Source organism: Natranaeroarchaeum aerophilus (genome assembly GCF_023638055.1).
GTDB classification, from domain to species: domain Archaea; phylum Halobacteriota; class Halobacteria; order Halobacteriales; family Natronoarchaeaceae; genus Natranaeroarchaeum; species Natranaeroarchaeum aerophilum.
Genome location: NZ_JAKRVY010000002.1, coordinates 128,573 through 149,595, shown reverse-complemented (window position 1 = coordinate 149,595; position 21,023 = coordinate 128,573). Strand labels below are relative to the sequence as shown.

The following is a 21,023-nucleotide window of genomic DNA, read 5'->3' as shown; positions in this document are numbered from 1 at the left end:
CCAAAGTGTCCCGGATCGCCTACGGTAGATGTGAGCAAAAAAGCTGGTACCTTCGTCGTCACCTCGGCCGACGACGAGTCGGCGGTCTTTCGTGACGTGACGAACGGGCAGATACACACGCTCGCCTCGAATCCCGACGTGAGCGAACGGGACGTCGTCGACGCGACCATCGAGCCGGAACCCCCGATGGACGTCGTCTGGTCGGTCGTCGAGATCGATGCTCGTCGGGAGATCGAGATCGTCGACTCCGATCTCTCGCCGACAAAACAGGCCAGAGAGATCGCTACAGAGCAGTCGGTCGGCGACGCCGAGCGCGTCGAACGTGCCGGAACTGGCGAACTTCACGTTATCTCTGTACCCCCATCGGAAACTGCGGCTGCCACCGCTGATGTGGTTGATGACCTCGCAACACTCGAACGCGCGGCCCGGCTCGACGCCGTCCGGGTCGAGGTCCGATCCGACGCCGACGAGGGGCTGCTCAACGTCAGATACCTCCCCGACTGAACCGGCGAGAGCTGGCTGCTCGGCCGCTGAGCGCACAAGTTCCTAATTATTGTTTCTTCGTAGACGACGCGATTAAGCCCCACCAGTGCCTAGTTTCGGTATAGGCGTAATCAGAATGTCCACGATGTCACTCCCCGAACAGCTAGAGCCGTATCGAGATCGTTTCGAGACCATCGATCAAGAAATCGCGGCGTGGATGGACCGCTGGAGCCTTCCGATTCTGCAGTTCGGGCTCGGTGTCGTGTTTATCTGGTTTGGAGCGCTGAAGGTCTTCGGCGTCAGTCCAGCGGGCGACCTCGTCGCCGCGACGGTCTACGTCGTCCCGCCCGAACTGTTCGTGCCGGTTCTGGGCGTCTGGGAGGTGTTGATCGGGATCTGTCTCCTCTACAAGCCGTTGATCCGGGTCGGTATCCTGCTACTGGCGCTCCAGATGCCGGGCACGTTCCTGCCGCTCGTGCTCTTGCCGGACGTGGCCTTTGTCACGTTCCCCCACGCGCTCACGGTCGAGGGGCAGTATATCATCAAGAATCTCGTGATCATCGGTGCGGCGCTGGTAGTCGGATCGACGGTACGAGAACAGGACTGATCTGGTTACTCTCCCCGACGCCGCTCCTCGTACAGGCGCATCGCGACGACCGCAAACCCTGTGATCGTCAGCACGAACCGCTCGCCGGTCCCCGCGATGGGAAATCGCCGCTCTACGTCCCCGGGCGTCTCTCCCGGCGTGGGATTCACACCCGTCGTGTAATGTGTCTCCGCAACGGTGCCTTCTGCGGTCTCGCCGTCGATGAACGTCTGGACGAGCCCGCGTTGATCCGAGATCAGGAGCTCGCCCGAGAGATCGTAAAACCGGTCGTGCAGCGGCCAGAAGAGGTTTACACCGTTGAAGAAGGCATCGAGCAGGATATGCCCAAAAATCAGTGCGACCATGCTGACCCAGGTAACCCGGACGCCCCAATCGCCCCACTTGCCTTTGACGTACGATTCCTCGCGCCAGCGGACGTCCCACCACAGCCCCAGCAGTATCAGGGTCGGAAAGACGAGATTGTGAAAGTACGCACGGTGTGCGCCCGGAATCCAGATATCGATGATCGTATCCAGATCGATAGCGGCGCTGACGGTCATGACGATACAGATCGACTTCGCGTCGAAGTGGCGTGCGAGCAGTGCTGTCCCGATCAGTCCGGCGAACGCGACGTGAACGACGGTCGAGGGCATATATTTCTTCGAGGCTGTTCCATGTTAGCGTTTATGTTGCCTGTACTCCGGCGGAGTTCGGCAACTGTCGAATGCTTCTTTCGATATTCTTTTGGTTCGCGCTCGCACAGCACTCTGCATGACGACCCAGCAGGACCCCAGGCGAAACCTCGCCGAGAAGATAGCGGGCGAGATTACGCTGAGCGACGATCCCGGCGCAACCCTGCGTAAATGGCGAACCGATTTCGACGCCTCCCAGACCGAACTCGCCGATCAGCTCGACATCTCCTCGTCCGTTATCAGCGATTACGAGAGCGGCCGCCGGGCGAGTCCCGGCATCAGCGTTATCAATCGCATCGTCGAGGCGTTGCTCGCCATCGACGAGCGTCGCGGAGGCGACCGGATCCGCCAGTACGCCCGCGTACTCTCGGCCGGGTTCGAGAGCGATATCGTGCTCGATCTGCGCGAGTACTCGACCTCGATCCCGCTCGGTCGGTTCTACGATGCCATCGCCGCCACCGAAATCGTCGAGGGCGAACAGGAGTCGATAACCGGTCACACGGTAATAGACAGCATCAGCGCGATCACCCGCCTCTCCAGCGAGGAGTTCTTCCGACTGTACGGCCAGAGCACGAACCGGAGCCTCGTCTTTACCGGCGTCACCCGCGGGGAGTCGCCGCTAGTCGCGCTTCGCGTGGTCAATCCGACGCCAAACGCGGTCGTCCTCCACGGTCTCGACCCTGATGATCTCTGGGAGCACGCGCCGAAGCTGGCCGCGATCGACGGCTACTCACTGGCCGTCTCGAACGCCGATGTCGACGGGATGCTTGATTCGATCCGCGACCTGCCCTGACTTACTCGGTGGCCTCGGCCGTCACGTCGTCGAGGATCACCACTTCTCCATCTACGATATCCACTTCGAGCAAGTGCTGGACCTCGATCGGTAGATCGACCGGCTCCTCACCCGTCTGGCGTCGGATGACGACCGCCGCCTCGACGAGTTCGCCGCCGGTCTCGGCGATCGCATCACACATTGCTCGGATCGTCCCGCCGGTCGCATAGACATCGTCGACAAAGAGCAGGCGCTCTCCATCCTCGATACAGTTGATGTAGAGTTCGTCCTCGGCGTAGCCGGTCGTCTGGTGGACCGCAACCTCGTCCTCGAAGCCGTACGCGCGTTTTCTGGCGACCACGAACGGAATATCCGTCTGCATGCTCAGGGCCGCGGCGTGATGGACGCCCATCGCTTCGGCCGTGATGATCTTGTCGACCCGATCGAGATCGACCACCGCCTCGAATGCAGTTGCGATCTCGCGTAGCAGGTCCGGCTGGACCTCCGGCAAGCAGTCGGTTACCGGATGGACGAAGTACTGGTACTCGCCTCGATCGACGATGGGGGCCTCGCGCAGCGTGCGCTTGAGCGTCTCCATAGGGGGATATCGACGGCATCGAGCAAAAAATGAATGGGGCGAAACCGGGTCTGTCTCCCGCTCGTCTCTGCTACTCGACGTACCGGTACTTGCGCTCGCCCATCCGGCCCCAGCCGTCGAAGACGAACTCGGACTCGGGCGTCGTGAGCTCCTCGACTTCGGTGTCCATCTCGTGGTTGTGCGCGTCGTGGATCTCCTCGTACTCGGAGAACGTAAGCTCGTACCGGCGATCGAGCTGCTCGTCGACGTTCAGCGCCTCGATCTCCTCGCGCCAGTTCTCCTGGACCGTCTCGGTATGGATCTCGGCCTGTGCCCCGCTGCCGTAGGAGCCGACCAGCAGGCGCTGCCCGGCGAGGTCGATGTCGTTTGCTGCGGCGTGACGGAGCGCGCTGATCCGCGCGACGTGAACCGATCCGGTGTACCAGTTGCCGACCTCACGAGCGATACCGAGCGTCGGTTCGATCGTGGCCCCGTACCAGTCCTGATACCGTTCGGTCCCCGAGAGCGCGTCGGTGTACTCGGTCAGTGCGTCGAAGAAGGCGTCGTCATCCGCAAAGTCATCGCGCCGGGGCTGCTCGCCGATCTCCTCGGCCAGCACGTCGGCGATGTCCGTATCGCGGATCAGGTTCCGGTACGCCAGCACGGCGGCCTTGCGCACCATCCCCGGGAACGGCGTGTGGAAGGGACCGTACGCGAAGTCGTCGGGGTGGATGGCCCCCGCCACCGACTTGTAGTCCTCCAGCGCCTCGCGCATCCGCGCGAGATACACCTGCACCGATCGCTTGCCGTCGACGCTCGGGAACTGCTGGTTGGGCTTGAGAAAGTCCGTCTCGTCAGCCGAGCCATACCCCTGCTCGACGGACAGCGAAACCAGATCCGGATCCTCGTCGATGAGCATGGCAACTGCCCCCGCACCCTGTGTCGCCTCGCCGGGGTCGTCCCGCGCGTACAGCGCCGTATCCGTCGCGATCACGATCGCCGCTTTGCCGCGATTTCGTCCAGCCCGGATCCAGTTATACGCGTCGTCCAGACTCTGGGTGCCCGCGATACAGGCGAACTTCCGCTCGCCCTTGTTCGCGTGGTGGAAATCGCCCTCGTAGACCTGTTCGAGACAGCCTGCGACGTACGTCGACACCGGCTTGGAGTTGTCGAAGGCGCTCTCGGTCGCGACGTCGATCCGTCCGATATCCTCGGGTTCGAGTCCTTTGCGCTCCATCAGCCGATGGGAGGCGTTGGCCGCCATCGTCACGATATCCTCGTAGCTATCCGGGAACGAGCTTCCGGTCAGCCCGAGCCCCTTCGTGTACTTCTCGGGATCTTCGCCCTTCTGGGGCGCGAACGTGTTCGGCAGGTCGAGTCTGAGGTTGCCCGTCCTGATCTCGATGGCGTCGATACCGACTTCAGTCATGGGTAAACGTGTGTGAAGGTTCTATATGGGTTTGTCGATAGGGGTTTCGACATGTGCCGTAATCACAGGAAATGAAACAACTCTACGTCGCTATCATAACCGTCCCGACAGCTGGGTTTTAGCCGTTGATATCTGACCGAATCTCCTCCCAGACAGTTTCTCCATCGTTGGGATCGTCAAGATACCTGTTCTGAACCGCGATACCACGATAGCTGTCAAACTCATCGATACTGTCGACACGAAGCGGTTCATCCGTCAGTTCCTCCCCATTCACCTCAAACAGACGCAACTGCACTGTGTCTTCGCCCCAATCAACGACGATCTCGTACTCGGTTCCGGCGTCGAGGTCGATCTCCTGATCGTCGAGGTTCGGGTAGTTCTCGAAATCGCCGTCCTCGCTGTAGAGCTGGACGGTCGCGTCGTTCCCCGGATCCTCGCTTGTCGGATCGAGCTTTACTGTGTATCCCCGAATCGGCTCATCGGAGTCGACGCCGAAATTGAACGTTGTGACGACGTCTTCTTGCCCGAGAGTAGTCGTAGCGGTGATCTGATCGTCTTGTTCGGGATAGTAGTTCAGGTCCCGCTCTGCATACGGCTCCGGACCACCGAGCCCGGGTGCCGAGTAGAGCCGGGAGCTGTCGCCGAGGACCAACTGACCGTCTGCGGTCGAGTGGGAGTTGGTCGGCGATCCGTCGTAGTTGACACGGTACTGATCGTCAAGGACACTCGTCGGGTACTCGAAGTCGTCGATCAATCCGGGGTCGGCTGCGGGCGTGACCTCAACGAACGCCAGCTTCTGGTTATAGCCGAGGCCAGCCGAGTCAATCCGAAGCTGTTCGTCGGTCACCTCAACGGTGCCTTGGTGTGTGACAAAGTTCGACCCGCCTTCGCCCTCCTCGTCGACGAAGGTGGTGTCCTCGACCGTAACCGTATGTTCAGAGTCGGTATGATCCGGATCACCCATTACGAGGGTCACGTCGTAGGTGCCGTCCGGCATGGCGACTGCCCAGGACTCCTCGTCAGCGGAGTCCCAGTTCATGTGTGCGAGCGTGTCGTATCGGACATCATCGACACTCCCACGCTCGCGGTACTCTTCAACTGGGCCGTCGATCCAGCCGTAGTCGACATCGGCATCGTGATCGCCGAACGCCTCGCCGACATCTGCGAGGTAGCCTTCAGGCGTTTCCCCGGAGAACTCGGCGTCCGGTGGCTGGAAGTTCACTCTGACCGGCTCGGGGTCGTCTGCTAAGCTGTCACCCGATAGCTCGACCCTGGACAGGACGGGCGAGCGCTCGACGGTCGGTGTCCCCATCTCGACCAGCAGCCGGAAGCTGTCGGCCTCTCCTGTGAGTCCCTCAACGGTGTAGCTCTCGATGCCCCCATCTAGCGGGATCGGATCGCTGGTCGCCGTCGAGCCGTCATCGGAGACTGCTTCGACCTGTACTAACGCATCACCGTCGTTCGTCGTCACGTCGACACCTGTCAGCTCGAGCGTTTCGAGGTCTAACGGCTCCGTAGCAGTTCTTTCGCCGCTCGTGTAGCTGCCGGTACGAATGTCTTCGAGCGAAGTTACTTCGGTTTCAGTGAGCGCCCGATCGTACAATCGTACTTCGTCCATCCGCCCGTCGAGATGCCGCCCTGATGCATCCAGATTCTCACCGATTCCAACACCGAACTCACTTGCGTCGGTCATTTCGCCATCGACCGTCGTGGTTCCTTCCAGTTCGCCGTCGACGTAAATCCGCGCTTCGTCCCCGTCGTAGATGCCCGTGAGGTGGTACCACTGATCGGTCTCCAGTTCGATACCGCTGTTTGCCTCGTTCCATCCTCCGTCGTGGATCGTAAACGTCGGCTCGTTTCCGTTGGCCAACTGCAGGTTGAACGAGGTGTCGGACTTCTGAACGAGTGCGACCCATTCCTCGCCACTCTGATCGCTCGCCTGATTCGCCCACGTGGAGACCGTCACTGTGTCGCCGTCGCTCATCTCCAGGCTCTCGTCATGGGGCACTTCGACGTGCCCACTCTCTCCATCGAACTCGTAACTCGTCGTTTCGAGCAGCCCGTCAGCGCCGATCACGGGACTGTCAGCGTGATCGCCGTCGTTATCGGTCCCAGAGACGTCTTCGGCAACAGTGTCGTCCTCCTCATCCAGTGGCCAGTATCCCACGAGCCCGTCGTCCGTTCCCTCGTAGCCCAGCTGGATCGCGTCGTCCTGTCGGTCGCCGAACGTCTCGTGGACAACACCATCCTGCTCGTCGGCGTCTGCCCAGTCTTCGAGTGTCTCCCAGACCACACCGACGGTATCCGGTAGCTGGAGTGTCAGCCGGTCGCCGCTAGATCGGTCGAAGACGTACGCGTACCAGCTGTCCCTGCCTGATGCGCTCGCCGCATCGCCATCGATCTCGAACGTCGGCTCTGCGGTCCCGTCAGTGAACGATTCCGGGGCGTCGACGATCTGCACGACATCCCGATCGCTGACGGCAAAGTTGGCGAGTGTGTCACCGCGGCTGTTCGTGGCTTCAAGCGAGAACTCGCTGTCGGCGTCCGCGACGGTCGGATCGTCCTCATTCCAGACGACTGCGCCGCTCCCCGGTCGTGATTCCCCGCTACCGGTCGAACCGGCGACGTCGAACTCGATGGTGACCGAGCCGACGCTGTCACTCTCGTGGAACGCCTCTACCGTCACAGTCCCTGTCTCACCATCGCCGGGAACGTACCTCGCGCTGACCTGTCCCTCACGATTGGTCACCAGATCGGTCTCGGTACCGGTCGCGTCCCCCGATTCGAGTCTCCCATCACCGTCCGCGACCGACAGCGTCACCGTCTCGCCTTCGATCGGCGCGTTGTACTCATCGCGCAATTCGACGGTCACGTCGTCCTCCCCCTCGACTTCGGTGAGATACGCGGGCTCCGCTGGCTCGATATCGCCTCCGAACCCGAGTCGGGCTATCGTGAGATCGTACGAACGCTCCCCATCGAGCGTGACACGCAACACGCCGTCTGTCACCTCGAAGTCGTGGCCGTCGAGCGCGCCCGTGTCCGCCCAGTCCTCCTCGGACAGTCGCGTCGGGAGTTCGAGGGTAAACTCGTCGCCGTCAGCCGACTGGATCGGCACCGTCCTGCTTCGAGCCGACGCCGCATCGACCGATACCTGTCGGACCCGATCGCCTGCCAGCGACAACTCACCGTCGACCAGCACGAGCGAGATCTCGCCGTTTTCGATCAACGCGGTGTCGGTCATCGCCAGCACGCGAGTCCCGTGGTCGTTGTACACCGCTCCGTGTTCGATCACCGTCGTCGGCGCGCTACGGTACTCGTAATAGCGTGGCCGATACTCGATTGACCGAGTGGTAAACGTCGTCGCGCCCGTGCTGTCGGCGTTCTCAAAGCGGATCTCCTGCCGGTCGCTCGTCCGTAGCGAACCGCTCGCTGGTGGCGGATTTACGAACAGCGTCCGCTCCGGATATCGGGTCCCGAGGGTGACGCGTCTTGTCTGTGTGCTCTGCCGGTCGCTGGCGACGAGCATGGCGTTTCGCAACTCGACCATCTCGCCGTGCACCTGCTGGTTGTGGTTGAACTCGATCTCCGAGTTCTGGTCCGGGACGATTCCGGCCTGATAGCCCGCCGCGGCGACGATCAGCGCGGCGAACAGGAGAAGTGCGCCGATCTGGATGGCCTGGCCGCGGGTGTCTACCCCAAATCCGGACTCCCGTAGATTGTCATTCATCTCCGATCTCATTCGAGATCGCCGTTTTCGGTCGACAGTTCCTCGTTGTTGTCGCTGAACGTCCCAGTCAACTGATCGTACACGTTACCGGAGCTACTTAACAGTGTTATCCGGACGTCAACAGGAACGTCCCGTCGGTCACCGCCTTCGAGTTCAGCCGATGTGTCGATAGTATCGCTCATCGGTCTTTCGTTCTCGTAATAGATGTCGCCGTCGTCGATCAACTCGAAGCGGATCGATCCACTCGAATCGACGTCGTCGACATTCCCATCGAATGCAACCGAATCAAGTCGGTTTGCGACTGGTCCGCCACCCGGTCCACTGGCCTGCGCCGATACTGTACCGAACGACGGTTGCGGACCAGTAGATTCACCGATTAATATCGTGATTTCTTCGAAATCACCGCCGCTCGATGTGCCGAGCGTAAACGTCTCTCCATCGCTCGCATCGTTGGCGACGTCTACTACTGTAGTACTGTAACCATCTGATCCTGTTTGACCCGACTTTGGGTCGTGATCATCAACGACGCCTGCCGAATCCTTAACGTAGAAATCCACTGGCGCACCGCTCACGCGAACGTTACCATTGTCGTCGGTCGCTTCCATCCAGAACTCTCGCTCCTCTCCTTGGCCTATTTCATATGCGCCATCGTTGCACACTTGGTCCGGTTGCTCGTCACAACTGAGCCAGTCAACATAATAAGCGATGCTGCCGCCGCTTCCGCCACCACCTCCAGTCGATGGCGCGTCTTCGAGTTCCTCATCGGTGAATTCGACGTCACCGATTTTTCCCAGCCCTTCGATCGTGAATCCGCCGTCGTCGATCTCGCTGACACGGATCTCGCCGTTCCGATCTGTCCGCTCTCTGTTCGTTTCTCCTCCGTCAATTCCAGTGAAAGAGACCCCCGATACAGGGTTGTTGAATTCGTCTCGGACTTCGACAGTTACTGTCGGTCGCTGGGGATCAGTTAGGACGGCATATTCGACACGTTCATTCGGTGTTGCGTGTGACACGCTTCCGATGCCAACTTCCGCCATGCGGATCTCGACCGTATCAGTAATATCCAATATCACCCTGTCGGGATCCTGTTGAACTGAGATACTGATGCCGTCAGGGTCGGTTCGCTCTTCCCAGTCCCTCCAGTACTCCTCGTTCTCGATCGGTAGCGTGATCGTCCCACTCTCGACTGTTACGGTGTTTGAGGAGCTACTGAGCGCGCGGCGGTCGACCGACACCGCCGAACTTGACGCCGACTGTACGTCCCCTCGAAGTGCGACCAGTGTGATCTCGCCGTCGTCAACGAGTCCACCGGAAATAATCTCAGTCGGTGAACCGCTTGGGTTTTCGTTGAACAGCGCGCCGTGTTCGTAGACCGTCCTTGGCGCGTTATTGTAGACATTATAATTGGGTTGGTACTGGAGTCTTGTCGTATCGAAATCACCGTCGTAGTCAGTCCAGAATCTATCAACCCGGTCGTCGTCATCGGTCGTGATATCAACCGATATCTGCCCATTCCCACTCTCGACCGTCCGCAACTGCCCGCTCGGCGATCCGGGGTTCACGAACAACGTCCGAGAGGGATAGGTCGTCCCGAGCCGAACGGCATGCGACCCCCGCGTGCCATCACGCGCGGAGGCGTCAAGTCCGGCCGTCAGATCGACCATCTGACTCTGCACGTCCTGATTGTGATTGAACTCCACGCCGGAGTTCTGACTGGGGACGACGGTGGCCTGGTAGGACGCCATCGCGATGACGATGAAGGCAAACAGGATCACGGCCCCGATCTGGATGGCCGCGCCGCGCTCGTCGCCCCGAAACTTCATACTACAGACCCGAATGTATCCGGCAACAAAAAGGCTGTTGGCGAAATCGACCCGATCAGACGGGATCGAGCGTCCACTCCTGGTTGTCGCCGCCGACGTACTCCCACTGGTGGATGTTCGCTCCGTCGTCCGTGGAGATGCCGTCGACATCGAGCGCACGACCGCTGGCGACGTTTTCGACGACGTAGCCGTCGCCGACGTCGTCGAGCGTCCAGCGCTGGTTCGCGTCGCCAGTCCACTCCTCTTGTTGGACGTTGTCGCCGTCAGCGGTTCCTGCTGCCGCAAGTACGTTGCCGCTGTGCTGGGCAGTCAGGCGGTACTCGCTGCCGCCGACTGACTCGACAGCCCAATGCTGGTTGTCACCGCCAAGGTACTCCCACTGGTGGACGTTCGCGCCGTCAGCCGTCGAGATGTTCTCAACGTCGATGGCCTTGTCGCTGTGGTTCGCGCGAAGGGCGTAGGTGCCTTCGAGTTCGTCCGACGTGTCATCGTCGCTGCCGTCGCCGTCGCCATCATCGCCGCCATCGCCGCCGTCGCCGCCGTCGCCGCCGTCGCCGCCAGCATCTTCGGGCGCGTAGACGGCCCAGCCGCCTGCGGGTGCGGTGATCGGTGCCCAGCCGTCACTGTTGGCCTCGGTATCGGTGGCGTTGCCTGTGTACTCTTCGAGTGGTTCGTCGGTCCACGGAACATTCACCCACTCGCTTCGGTCACCCCAGCCTTTGTTCAGTGCGACGATCGCGTTGTCCTCGCGCTCGAAAATGATGAGGTCTTCGTCGACGTAGCGGGTGATCGCCGACCCACCGAGCAGATTCCCGCGGATCCACAGCAGGTTCTGCAGGTCGGGGTCGTCGAAGTCGATCAGATAGTTGTAGACGCGTGGGTAGCCCTCGTAAGTGAGGATGAACGCGCGGGCGAGCTCCTCGAGTTCAGGGGGCGCGCTGTCGTGATTGGCGATCATCGTCAGCGACTGGAACGGGTTCTGGGCGACGTAGCCCGCATCTGAACCGTCGAGAGCGCGGAAGTCCCCACCGGAAGTGAACGCATCGTTCTTCATCGTGTAAAACAGCGGATAGTCGGTGATATCCATCCCCGTCTGGGCGTACTCGTCGATGTAGCCGATCGGCTCGAACAGTACCTCTCCGACGGTGTAGAGGCCGAGCTCGTCGGCCCACGGGTTGAGGAAGTCCTCGAACACCCAGTTGTGCATGTGTTTGGCGGCGTCCCAACGCACGCCGTCCGCGCCACAGTCGGCGATCAACTGGAGATAGTCGTACGCCAGGTCCTGCACCGTGTCGGTGGTCCAGTCCAGCGTCGGGAGGCCGACGAGGTCGTGATGTTCGATCGCCCACGGATCACATTCCCACTGGTTCTCGTCGTAACAGCGGTCGTCGTTGGGGTCGTAGGAGTACATCCATCCCTCGATCCCGCCCTCCTGATAGAAGTGTTCGGAGTTGACGTTCGGGAACTCGTCGAGTTCGGGGCCGAAGCCGTTGTGATTGAGCACGATGTCGACAATCACGTCGATGCCCTGTGCGTGGGCCTCGTCGATCATCGAGCGGAACTCCGCTTCGGTACCGAACTCGCTGTCGAGCGAGGTGCGGTCGTACGGTTGGTAGCCAAGCGGTGGCATATACGGGTACTCCGGCCCGTATTCGGGATGTTCCTCGTCCTGATCCTCCTCGGTGAGCACGCTCTCCTGTGGGGCGGGCACGTGAATCGCGTCGAATCCGGCGTCGGCGACGGTGTCCATGTTGGCTTCCATCTCCGTCCACTCGGTGTGGAAGTACTGGAGCATCGACGTCTCACCGGGTGCGTCGTTTGCGGCAACTGTCCCACTGGCAGATCCAGCGGCGGCGGCACCGATGGCTGCTGCCCCGACGCCTTTTACGACGTCACGGCGCGTGATCTCGCTACTGCGCAGCTTGTTGTGATCTGCTGGCATGGTTCGTGCTGAGGAATCATCCATTATAAATATTGTTCATACATGTTAATGGAAATTAATCTGTAGCGACAACTGTCAAAACGAATGATGTATTGGTTCAAACAAAAATAAGAGCTTCTAAATCCACAAAATAAGCTATAAAATATTTTAAACGGATCTGTCCAGGTGTTGTTAGATTTTTAATTGATTTGGGAACGCAACAAACTCAACGCAAAGAACGGCGAGGGTAGACCGTCGACGGGCAGCCCAAATGCTCGCCCGCGCTAGTCGCGCCACTTGATCGAACAACCCTGCGAGTGACGCCACTCGACCGTGACCGGCTCACCGCTGAGGATGGATTCGATCGCCTGCTGCACGTAGAATTCGGTTGCCTCCGCATCAGGATCCATGGCGTCGTCCAGCCGCCCCTGATAGGCCAGTCGGAACTCGCCATCCTCCTTCGCGAAGAGGAACGGATCGGGTGTACAGACTGCGCCGTAGGCCTCGGCGACATCCTGTGACTCGTCGCGTAGGTAGGCATCATAGGCAATCTCGCCGTCCTCGACGTACTCGACCATCGACTCGAAGGAGTCGTCGGGATACTCCTCGGCGTCGTTGGGATTGATGCCGACGACTGCGGCGTCATCGTACGAGCCCGCGAGCTCGTTGAGATGCTCGAACTTCGCCTTCGCGTACGGGCAGTGGTTACACGTGAAAACGATCAGGAGTGCATCACAGTCCGCGAACGAGTCGAGCGTGTAGGTTTCGCCGTCGACGGCTGGCAGTTCGAACTCGGGCGCAGGGTCTCCGTCCTCCAGTGCAGGATCGGATTCTTTCAGTACCATATCACCACTTCGGACGGCTCAGTTTTGTCGCTTGTGTCTGCACGACCCGAACACACACCCCTTTTCACTGACCCACTCCGAATAGCTCTATGCTCACTTTCGTCGGACTCGGACTCTACGACGAGCGTTCGATCACGGTCGAGGGCCAACACGCCCTGCGCGAGGCCGACCACGCGTTCGCGGAGTTTTATACCAGCAAACTGATCGGGACCAGCGTCGAGGAACTCGAAGCCCACCACGACATCGATATCGACGTGCGTGATCGCGCGGGTGTAGAGCAAGAGCCGGAACCGATCCTCGATGCCGCTGAGTCGGGCGATGCCGTCTTTCTCACCGCCGGCGACACCATGATCTCGACGACACATGTCGATCTGCGACTCCGTGCTCACGAGCGCGACATCGAGACGCGCGTGATCCACGGCGTTACCGCCCAGACGGCGACGAGTTCGCTCACCGGACTGCAGAACTACCGATTTGGCAAGGCGACGACGCTTCCCTTCCCCTATGCCCACGGTGCGGACGGGCTGCCCGCAAGTGTCACCGAGACCATCGACGCGAACCGCGAGCAGGATCTGCATACGGTCGTCTATCTCGATATCAAGGCCGATCGCGAGGAGTACATGACAGCCGACATCGGTGCGACACTGCTCGCCGAGGAGTACCCAGACCTCGTGGGCGTGGTCGTCGCCCGCGCGGGCAGTCCGGAACCGCTGGTCGAGGCTGCCCCACTGTCGGACCTCGCCGACCGCGAGTTCGGCGACCCGTTGCACCTGCTCGTCATCCCCGGCGAACTCCACCTGCTCGAAGCCGACGCACTCTGTGAACTCGCTGGCGCGAACCGGGCAGACCTCGAAATCGATTAAGTGGGCGGAGACACCGGCCGGGGACCGCGAAATTCAAATGACCGACCGTTCTACACGACGTATGGCCAAATACTCGACCGGCGGCTCCTCGGGCTCAGGGGACGGCGCTGCATGCGAGCTGTGTGGCGCGACGAGCGAGTCGCTTCGCACCGCGAAGGTTGCGGGAGCGACGCTCGATGTCTGTCCGGACTGTCGCCCACACGACGATAACGCGCACAAGGACAAGAAACAGCGGCGCAAACAGGGCGGTGGGAGCGACAGTGGCTCCACCGGCTCGTCCTCGACGACACCCGAGTCGAGCGGCCCACAGACCGGCGGCGAGAGCATGTGGGATGGCGATACCAGCCACTGGGAGGAAGGGGGGACCGACTACGACGACGACCAGCTTCCGTATCTCGTCCGTGGATACGGTGAAACTGTCGAGAGCGCTCGTCAGGACGCGGGTCTCCAGCGTGAGGAGCTCGCGGAGGAACTCGATGTCGCCGAATCGGATCTCCTCGCGGTCGAACAGAACCGAGCGGTGGAATCGGGGATCGGTGGATCGCTGATCGAGGCCATAGAAGAGCGGTTGGATGTAGAGCTCGTCGACGAGTGATCGGTCGCCGATCGTCCCGGTCGTCAGTCCGCTGTGGCGCGTTCACGCTGTACCTCGACGACGAACTCTAGGAAGTTGTCGAACAGGCGCTTTGCCTCACAGGCAGCATCGTAGTTCTCAGCAGTGATATCCGCGAGGACATCTTCGATGCGCTCCGAGGATAGCTGATCGGACTTGGAGGACGTTACTGTTCTGGCCGTTTCCATGTCGTACTCGGGATGGAACTGGACCGCGAAAGCGCGATCCTTGCGGAAGCCGTGGATGCCGTACTCGTTCTTTGCAAATACCTCCGCTCCCGGGGGTTTCTGGGTAACGTGATCCGAGTGGGTCGTAAAGACGGTCAGATCGTCCGGCACGTCCGCCAGCAGTCGGTTCTCACCGTCCTGATACACCGTCCGATAGCCGATCTCGTACTCGCCCATACTCTGTACGCTTCCGCCCATGACGTCGGCAAGTAGCTGATGGCCGAAACAGACGCCAAGCGCAGACACTCCAGCACGGACGGCTTCGCCGACCCACTCTTTCAACGCCCCGATCCACGGCTCGTCCCAGTAGACGGAGGCCCGCGAACCGGTGACCACGAACCCGTCGTAACAGAAGTTCGTGGGGAGCTCTCCTGACGGGCAGTGAAACTCGGTGACGTCCGCGTCGAGTTCCCGTCGGAAGTTCTCCCGCGTATCGTCGGCTTTGTGTGCTGCGTTCAGCAGGGCGATACTGGGCGTCGTCATGATCGTGTCGTTCTCCTCTGTGTCATACTCTCCTCGGATCAGTCCGCGGCAACTCGGCGCGTCTGCTCGAAGTCGTCTATCAGGCGGTCGGCGTACTCCAGCCGAATCGCCCGTGCCTGTTCGGGGGACACGTCCGGACCGGCGTCAACGGCGGCTGTCAGTGGCTCGTACGATTCGACATCGAAGCCCATCCGATCGAGATACGACCGGACGGAGTTGGCATCGAGTCCATCGTGGATCGCCGCCTCGATATACTCCCCGAGTGTCCGGAACTCGGGGGCAACCACGGCATCATCGGATACACGTCCGGACTCCCCCTCGATACGGAACTCACCGTCCCGGACGCGCTCGACGACTCCGGCGACGTCGTCGGCGAGCTGTAGGATCTGCGTCGGTAAGGCGGTATCGGGCGATCGCCACTCGACAGTCGAGAACCGGTGTCGTAGTTGCACTGGCGTCCAGACGGCGTTCTCGACGGAAAACGCCTGTTTTGCCGTCTCGGGATCGACGCCAGCGAGCACCGCCTCGGTGAGAAACTCGCTGTAGCGCCGTTCGAGCCGTCTGGCCCACTCCTCCCGGTCGTCGGCATACGGCCAGAGCTGTCCCTGATGGGGCAGCCGTTCGTAGGCCATCCGCCGGTACAGCTTCGAGCGGGCACCAGTAACCAGCTTCTCCCCACGGTAGTACGGGGAGGAGTTGACCAGCGCCACTGCGGGATCCAGCGCGATCAACGCGTTGAGCTGGTCGATCTCGAAGCCAGGCTGTTGTTCGAAATGGATATGCGTGCCAGCACAGTGCCGAACGTACTCGAAATCGTCCCCCAGGACCCGATCCTGGATCCGCGTCCGCTCGCTCGGCCGGTCCGTGATCTCGCCGTGATGGATCGGCGTTGCGAGCGGAACGAGTCGTTTCCCTACCGCATCGGCACGCGTCAGGGCACGACCGAGGCGCTCGAATAGCTCCGAGCGGAGTTCCGCCGTCGTCTCACACGGTGACGTCTTGATCTCGAGGAGTGGTTCGACGAACTCCCGTTCGACGCCCTCGGCACCCTCCACGAGCCCGTCCGGCGAGGTCAACCGTCCGGCTTCGTCGACGACCCAGTACTCGACTTCGAGACTGCGCCGGAGCGGCGACGTTTCGATGCGCCGATTCGATCCGGAGCTGCTGTCAGTGAGGTCGGACATTGTGAGGATCGTTACTTTGAGTCCGGTGAAGCCGCTCTGGGACCCGAACGGATCCGTCTCGACTCGTCCGGAATACTCTCAGTCGGCCAGAACCGCACAGGCGATATCGTGTGCATTGTTCACACGAATAGATCCGACGGAGAGCGGTATATGGATCTTCCGTTTATACACCTGTTACGACCTATGATATTCGATATTCGTGGCATTTTCCCGAGATCCGAACAAACACAAGTGATACGGGGTTTTCTCAGGCAAACCCAGTGACTTTTGTCGGGGTGATCCGGGCGTGCCGACAGCAGAGACCACTTCGCAGAGATTCAAGACGGATGCCACGGAGTCGTACGGAAATCTCCGATTTCCGTGATGACGAGACGCTCTGCGTCTCGAACCACTTGACCCCGAGGCAGTTGGCGGGTCGCCGGGCACTGATCGACGCCTAGCTTTTTCGCCCGAGCGCCGAATAGATGGCTATGGACCTGTCCGACGAACAGGCGGCAGTTCGGGAGGTGGTTCGGGAGTTCGCAGTCGAGGAGATTCGGCCGATCGCTCGGGAGGCCGACGAGACCGAACAGTTTCCGGAGGACGTCTGGGACGGGCTGGCAGACCTCGACCTGACCGGGCTGACCACGCCCGAGGCCTACGGCGGCTACGACGCCGACCGTGTGACCTATGCAGTAGTCAACGAGGCAGTCGCCTACGGCGCGCTGGCAGTGGCAACCGCATTGTCAGTTCACTGTCTGGCGACCTCGTGTATCGCGGAGTTCGGCTCTGAGGAGCAGAAGGACCGCTGGCTCCCGGAGATGGTCGAGGGCCGGCCAGTCGGTGCGTTCGCGCTCTCGGAGCCGGGTGCGGGCTCGAATCCTGCGGAGATGACGACTGAGGCCCGACCCGTGGGCGGCGAGGGGGACAGCGACCCGACCGCGTACGTGCTCGACGGCGAGAAGCAATGGATCACCAACGGCGAGCGCGCGGGCGTCTACATCGTCTTCGCGAAGACCGACCGCGAGGATCCGGACTCGATCACGCAGTTCGTCGTCCCGGGCGACGTAGACGGCCTCTCAGTGGGCGATCCGGAGGAGAAACTCGGCCTCCGCGCCAGCGACACCACCTCGCTTACCTTCGACGAGGTACGGATTCCGGCGGCAAACAGACTGACACCCGAGGGTGAAGGGCTGAGCGCCGCGCTCTCGATCCTCACTGGTGGGCGGATTGGGATCGCTTCACAGTCGGTCGGCCTCGCCCAGTCCGCATTCGACATGGCACGCGATTACGTCGGCGAGCGCGAGCAGTTTGGCGGCCCGATCGCTGATATTCAGACAGTCCGGCACAAGATCGCAGAGATGTACGCGGAGATCCAGAGTGCCCGGGCCATCACACTCGCTGCTGCCCGGGCAGACGACCGCGGGGACGACGGTCCCCTGCAGGCGAGCGTGGCCAAGTACGTCGCCAGCGAAACCGCCATGGACGTCACCAACGAGGCAGTCCAGCTCCACGGGGGCTACGGCTACGTCACCGAGTTCGACGTCGAGCGGCTCTACCGGGACGCCCGCGTGACAACCATCTACGAGGGCACCAGCGAAATCCAGAAGACGATCATCGCACGGCACCTGCTCGACTAGTCCTCACGCAGACGCTCGACATCGTCACGCAGCGCTTCGAGTTCGTCTTCACGACGATCCAGGTCGGCGAGCGCGTCGTCAATCTTGTCGAGCAGGCGATCCCGGTCCGGGTCGTCAGCGTCGAGCAGGACGCCGCCAGCCGCCGAATCAGCCGAACCAACGTCCCCATCGTCGAGTAAGTCATCGCTGCCGCGTACGCCTCGGTCGACTCCATCCTCGTGTGTCGACTCCACGTTCACGTCGAGCTCGTCGACGCCGTTCGCGGGCGTCGAACCGGTTCTGTTAACGGGCTCAGCCGGGACGCCGGTTACGGTCGTTTCCGGCGGGACGTCCTCGACCACGACCGCGCCAGCACCCACGGTGGCGTCCTCTCCGATCGTGATGTCGCCGATCAGCGTGGCGTTCGCGCCGAGGGTCACGCCATCTTCGAGCGTCGGGTGGCGCTTTTCGGGATACGGCGAGTTTCCGCCCAGCGTACAGCCGTGATGCATATGAACATCATCACCGATTGCGGCCGTCTCGCCGATCACGACGCCGGAACCGTGATCGATGAAACAGCGCCGGCCGATCTCCGCGGCAGGGTGGATCTCGACGTGGGTCACAGTGCGGGAGAAATGGGAAACGAGGCGGGCGAGCCAGTGAAAACCGCCCGACCAGAGCGCATGGGCGACCCGATGGAGCCAGACGGCGTGCAGGCCGGGATAGCAGGTAATGACCTCGCGACGGCTCTTCGCGGCAGGGTCCGTCTCCAGCGCCGTCCGAACGTCCTCGCGTAGTCGCTCAAGCATGCGTCGGTGTCTCCTGTCCGAACGATTGACGAGCCGGTTCGGTTCGCCTGACGCCGCTCCCCCACAGACGACAGCACCGGGCCACGGTGTCGCAGTGGCTATCGAACGCGAGCGTATCGGTGGTGGCTGTCGTCCACATACTCGATGGTAGTATCGACCCGGACAAAAAAGGCGTTCCATCCGTCGGGGAAACGGCAAGAGGTTTTTTCACCGGGAATCACTTCGGTACGGTCGATGGACGGCGACCACACCGATCCGGCAGAACTGGCGGCCGCGCTCCGCGAGCGCGCACTGGATTCGCCAACCGACGTCGACACCGATCGGATCCGCGCGCTGCTTGCCGACCCGGCGCTTCCACCCGGTGTTCACGAGGACACCGTGGCTGCCCTGCTGGAGGTGGCCCAGAGCGGGCAACACGTCGACGGGGAGTTCGCCGGACTGGTCATCCGATTACTCGGTCGCCCCTCGCTCGACGCCGATCCACTGCTGTTACGCTGTCTCCGGGCGATCGCTACCGACGCCCCCGAAGCGGTGCTCGACCACCGGGACGTGATCGTCGAGCACGTGACTGTCGAGGACGACGAGAGCACACAGGCAGCGACCGGCTGCTGTGTCGAACTCGCCGGAGCGGATCCCGAAGGATTGCTCGATCTCGTCCCGACACTGTCTGCCCTGCTCGACGCCGACGATCCGACGCGGACGAACGCGCTGTATATCCTTTCACAGCTCGCTGTCGGCTATCCCGAGGAAGTGAAGCCGATTGTCCCACAGCTACTGGACGGGATATCGGACCGAGAAGTTGCCTACCAGACGAACGCGCTGTCGGCGCTCGGCGCGATCGCGTCGGCGTATCCGACGGCTGCGGTCGAGGCCATCGAGGAACTGACGACGCTTGTCGACGCCGACCATCCGGGCGTCCGGGGGAACGCAATCGGTCTACTCGCGGACGTCGCACAGGAACATCCGGACCGCACGACTGAAGCGGTCGATGTCGTGGCCGAGCGTCTCGACGATGAGGACGAGTACGTCCGTGGCAACGCCGTTTCAGCGATCCTGCACGTCGGGATTGAACGTCCCGATGCCATCGCCGAGGCGATTGATCGACTCGAAGCCAGACTTGACGACCCAGCGCCGATCGTGCGTAGCAACGCCTGCAAGGCGGCCGGGGCGCTGGACATCGAGACCGCCAGAGAACGGCTCGAAACACTCGAAGCCGACGATCCAAACGAAGAGGTTCGTGAGCACGCCGCATGGGCGTTAGAGCAACTGGAGTAGGGCTCACCGACGCCGAGCGTACACCGCCACCGCGAGCATGGCGACGCAAGCGGCGACGATACCAAACCCTGACAGCGAGTTGTCCGCGCCCGGCTGATCGGTCCGGTTCTCGTCATCGGCGTTCTCGGAGTCGTCATCCTGGTCAGTAGACTCCCCGTTTTCCTGATCAGTATCGTCAACACCGTTGTCGTCAGTACTGGTATCGTCAGACCCATCATCGTCCTTTCCGTCAGTGTCCGTCTCGCCATGATCAAGCTGGAGGACGACGACCATCTGTCCGTGCGAGTGCTCCGGATCGTATGTCCAGCCACCACCGGCCACCTCATAGGAGCGAGCATCGGTCAGCGGATCGACGTCTGTCTCCCACGACTGAGCGTCCTGCTGGATGTACCCGACTACCTCGATCCGGTCTTCGTACTCGCCGTCGATCGTTGCTTCACCGTACTCGATCGTGCCGTCGGAGGGCATTCCGTGGATCTCCATACAGTGTGAGTCAAGATAGCCGTCTCCCTGTGGCAGATCAGGATCGGTGCCGAACTGATCGGCATCCAGCGGGCGTTCGTACTGTTCTGTCAGCGGGAACTCGACGACGAATGGATCGGCGTGTGAGTGCCAGTCCAGCGATTCGCCGGTCGGGACTGTAACCGTGGTGTTCGGGATCGTCTCACCGACCGCTACCTCACCGTCGGCGTTGTACAGCGACACACAGAGCTTCCCGGAGCCGTCGCCGAGGTACGGATCGCGATACTCGTCACGAGGGTTGACGTAGCTTATCCAGCTTCCGTCGCTGGCTTCCGCCTCGAAGTACGGATCACCCCGCTCGGGAACCGGTTCGATATACGGTTCTTCTACTATATCTTCGGTCTGATCCTGACTGGTCTGTTCATCTGCCGTTCCGTTCTGTGACGGAGTAGGGGAAGCCCCCTCGTCAGGGGCCGATCCCCAGCCCATGTCGACAGCCAGTCCGACCGCACCCGCTCCGATCAGCCCCACGCCGAGGACGAGCACAGCGACGCTCGATAATGATAACTCTGCCATGCACTGAATCGACTGTCCACGACCCGAGATGTAACTATACGCCATATACTGGTGGGTAGAGAGACCCTACCCACGGAT

General features: G+C 61.5%; 18 protein-coding genes and 1 pseudogene. 7 read left to right on the top strand and 12 right to left on the bottom strand.

Features of this window, described 5'->3' with window-relative positions; all coding sequences use genetic code 11:
- Positions 1–30: 30 nt before the first annotated feature.
- Together AArcSt11_RS05105 and AArcSt11_RS05100 are read left to right on the top strand one after the other, a co-directional pair.
- Positions 31–504, top strand: a complete 474-nt coding sequence (locus AArcSt11_RS05105) for a DUF5812 family protein (RefSeq protein ID WP_250595200.1) — start codon at positions 31–33, stop codon at positions 502–504.
- Positions 505–628: 124 nt separating this feature from the next.
- The gene (locus AArcSt11_RS05100; RefSeq protein WP_434803495.1) at positions 629–1,090 is read left to right on the top strand and encodes a hypothetical protein; all 462 of its coding nucleotides are present in this window, start codon (positions 629–631) and stop codon (positions 1,088–1,090) included.
- Positions 1,091–1,095: 5 nt separating this feature from the next.
- On the opposite strand, the gene AArcSt11_RS05095 is transcribed toward AArcSt11_RS05100, so the two are convergent.
- The gene (locus AArcSt11_RS05095; RefSeq protein WP_250595198.1) at positions 1,096–1,722 is read right to left on the bottom strand and encodes a metal-dependent hydrolase; all 627 of its coding nucleotides are present in this window, start codon (positions 1,720–1,722) and stop codon (positions 1,096–1,098) included.
- Between the two features lie 118 nt (positions 1,723–1,840).
- Here AArcSt11_RS05095 and AArcSt11_RS05090 point away from each other — a divergent pair, with 118 nt between their 5' ends.
- Positions 1,841–2,554 (top strand): helix-turn-helix domain-containing protein, encoded by a 714-nt coding sequence (locus AArcSt11_RS05090; RefSeq protein WP_250595196.1) that lies wholly within the window; start codon positions 1,841–1,843, stop codon positions 2,552–2,554.
- Between the two features lies 1 nt (position 2,555).
- On the opposite strand, the gene hpt is transcribed toward AArcSt11_RS05090, so the two are convergent.
- The 6 genes from hpt to AArcSt11_RS05060 all read right to left on the bottom strand — a co-directional run bounded on the left by hpt (position 2,556) and on the right by AArcSt11_RS05060 (position 12,855).
- Positions 2,556–3,131 (bottom strand): hypoxanthine/guanine phosphoribosyltransferase, encoded by a 576-nt coding sequence (hpt, locus tag AArcSt11_RS05085; RefSeq protein WP_250595194.1) that lies wholly within the window; start codon positions 3,129–3,131, stop codon positions 2,556–2,558.
- Positions 3,132–3,201: 70 nt separating this feature from the next.
- Positions 3,202–4,539 carry a hydroxymethylglutaryl-CoA synthase gene (hmgB, locus tag AArcSt11_RS05080; RefSeq protein WP_250595192.1) on the bottom strand — a complete coding sequence of 446 codons (1,338 nt, stop codon included), beginning with the start codon at positions 4,537–4,539 and terminating at the stop codon, positions 3,202–3,204.
- Positions 4,540–4,657: 118 nt separating this feature from the next.
- Positions 4,658–8,266: a LamG-like jellyroll fold domain-containing protein gene (locus tag AArcSt11_RS05075; protein ID WP_250595190.1), complete on the bottom strand. Its 3,609-nt coding sequence runs from the start codon at positions 8,264–8,266 to the stop codon at positions 4,658–4,660.
- An 8-nt stretch (positions 8,267–8,274) separates the two neighbouring features.
- Positions 8,275–10,089: an Ig-like domain-containing protein gene (locus AArcSt11_RS05070; protein WP_250595188.1), complete on the bottom strand. Its 1,815-nt coding sequence runs from the start codon at positions 10,087–10,089 to the stop codon at positions 8,275–8,277.
- 55 nt (positions 10,090–10,144) lie between these two features.
- Positions 10,145–12,031: an alpha-amylase domain-containing protein gene (locus AArcSt11_RS05065; protein WP_250595186.1), complete on the bottom strand. Its 1,887-nt coding sequence runs from the start codon at positions 12,029–12,031 to the stop codon at positions 10,145–10,147.
- A 263-nt stretch (positions 12,032–12,294) separates the two neighbouring features.
- Entirely contained in the window at positions 12,295–12,855 is a 561-nt protein-coding gene (locus AArcSt11_RS05060; RefSeq protein ID WP_250595184.1) for a thioredoxin family protein, read from the bottom strand.
- A gap of 89 nt (positions 12,856–12,944) precedes the next feature.
- Between AArcSt11_RS05060 and dph5 the strand changes: the two genes are divergently transcribed.
- Both dph5 and AArcSt11_RS05050 read left to right on the top strand, forming a co-directional pair.
- Complete coding sequence (dph5, locus tag AArcSt11_RS05055; protein WP_250595182.1) at positions 12,945–13,718, top strand: diphthine synthase; 774 nt, start codon at positions 12,945–12,947, stop codon at positions 13,716–13,718.
- 61 nt (positions 13,719–13,779) lie between these two features.
- Positions 13,780–14,313: a helix-turn-helix domain-containing protein gene (locus AArcSt11_RS05050; protein WP_250595180.1), complete on the top strand. Its 534-nt coding sequence runs from the start codon at positions 13,780–13,782 to the stop codon at positions 14,311–14,313.
- 23 nt (positions 14,314–14,336) lie between these two features.
- On the opposite strand, the gene AArcSt11_RS05045 is transcribed toward AArcSt11_RS05050, so the two are convergent.
- Positions 14,337–15,041 (bottom strand): type 1 glutamine amidotransferase, encoded by a 705-nt coding sequence (locus AArcSt11_RS05045; protein ID WP_250595178.1) that lies wholly within the window; start codon positions 15,039–15,041, stop codon positions 14,337–14,339.
- A 38-nt stretch (positions 15,042–15,079) separates the two neighbouring features.
- A complete protein-coding gene (locus AArcSt11_RS05040; RefSeq protein WP_250595176.1) occupies positions 15,080–16,225 on the bottom strand; it encodes a glutamate-cysteine ligase family protein in 1,146 nt (381 codons plus the stop codon).
- A 470-nt stretch (positions 16,226–16,695) separates the two neighbouring features.
- On the opposite strand from AArcSt11_RS05040, the gene AArcSt11_RS05035 reads away from it, so the two are divergent.
- Positions 16,696–17,844: an acyl-CoA dehydrogenase family protein gene (locus tag AArcSt11_RS05035; RefSeq protein WP_250595174.1), complete on the top strand. Its 1,149-nt coding sequence runs from the start codon at positions 16,696–16,698 to the stop codon at positions 17,842–17,844.
- Between the two features lie 281 nt (positions 17,845–18,125).
- On the opposite strand, the pseudogene cysE reads toward AArcSt11_RS05035, so the two are convergent.
- Together cysE and AArcSt11_RS05025 are read right to left on the bottom strand one after the other, a co-directional pair.
- Positions 18,126–18,632: pseudogene (gene cysE, locus AArcSt11_RS05030) on the bottom strand (serine O-acetyltransferase); the annotation flags it as partial.
- Positions 18,625–18,771: a hypothetical protein gene (locus tag AArcSt11_RS05025; protein ID WP_250595172.1), complete on the bottom strand. Its 147-nt coding sequence runs from the start codon at positions 18,769–18,771 to the stop codon at positions 18,625–18,627. The gene AArcSt11_RS05025 and the pseudogene cysE, both read right to left, overlap by 8 nt.
- A gap of 95 nt (positions 18,772–18,866) precedes the next feature.
- Here AArcSt11_RS05025 and AArcSt11_RS05020 point away from each other — a divergent pair, with 95 nt between their 5' ends.
- Positions 18,867–19,907, top strand: coding sequence for a sister chromatid cohesion protein PDS5 (locus tag AArcSt11_RS05020; RefSeq protein WP_250595170.1), 1,041 nt, complete (start codon positions 18,867–18,869; stop codon positions 19,905–19,907).
- 3 nt (positions 19,908–19,910) lie between these two features.
- Here the strand turns inward: AArcSt11_RS05020 and AArcSt11_RS05015 are convergent, their stop codons facing one another.
- Positions 19,911–20,945: a hypothetical protein gene (locus AArcSt11_RS05015; RefSeq protein ID WP_250595167.1), complete on the bottom strand. Its 1,035-nt coding sequence runs from the start codon at positions 20,943–20,945 to the stop codon at positions 19,911–19,913.
- Positions 20,946–21,023 lie beyond the last annotated feature (78 nt).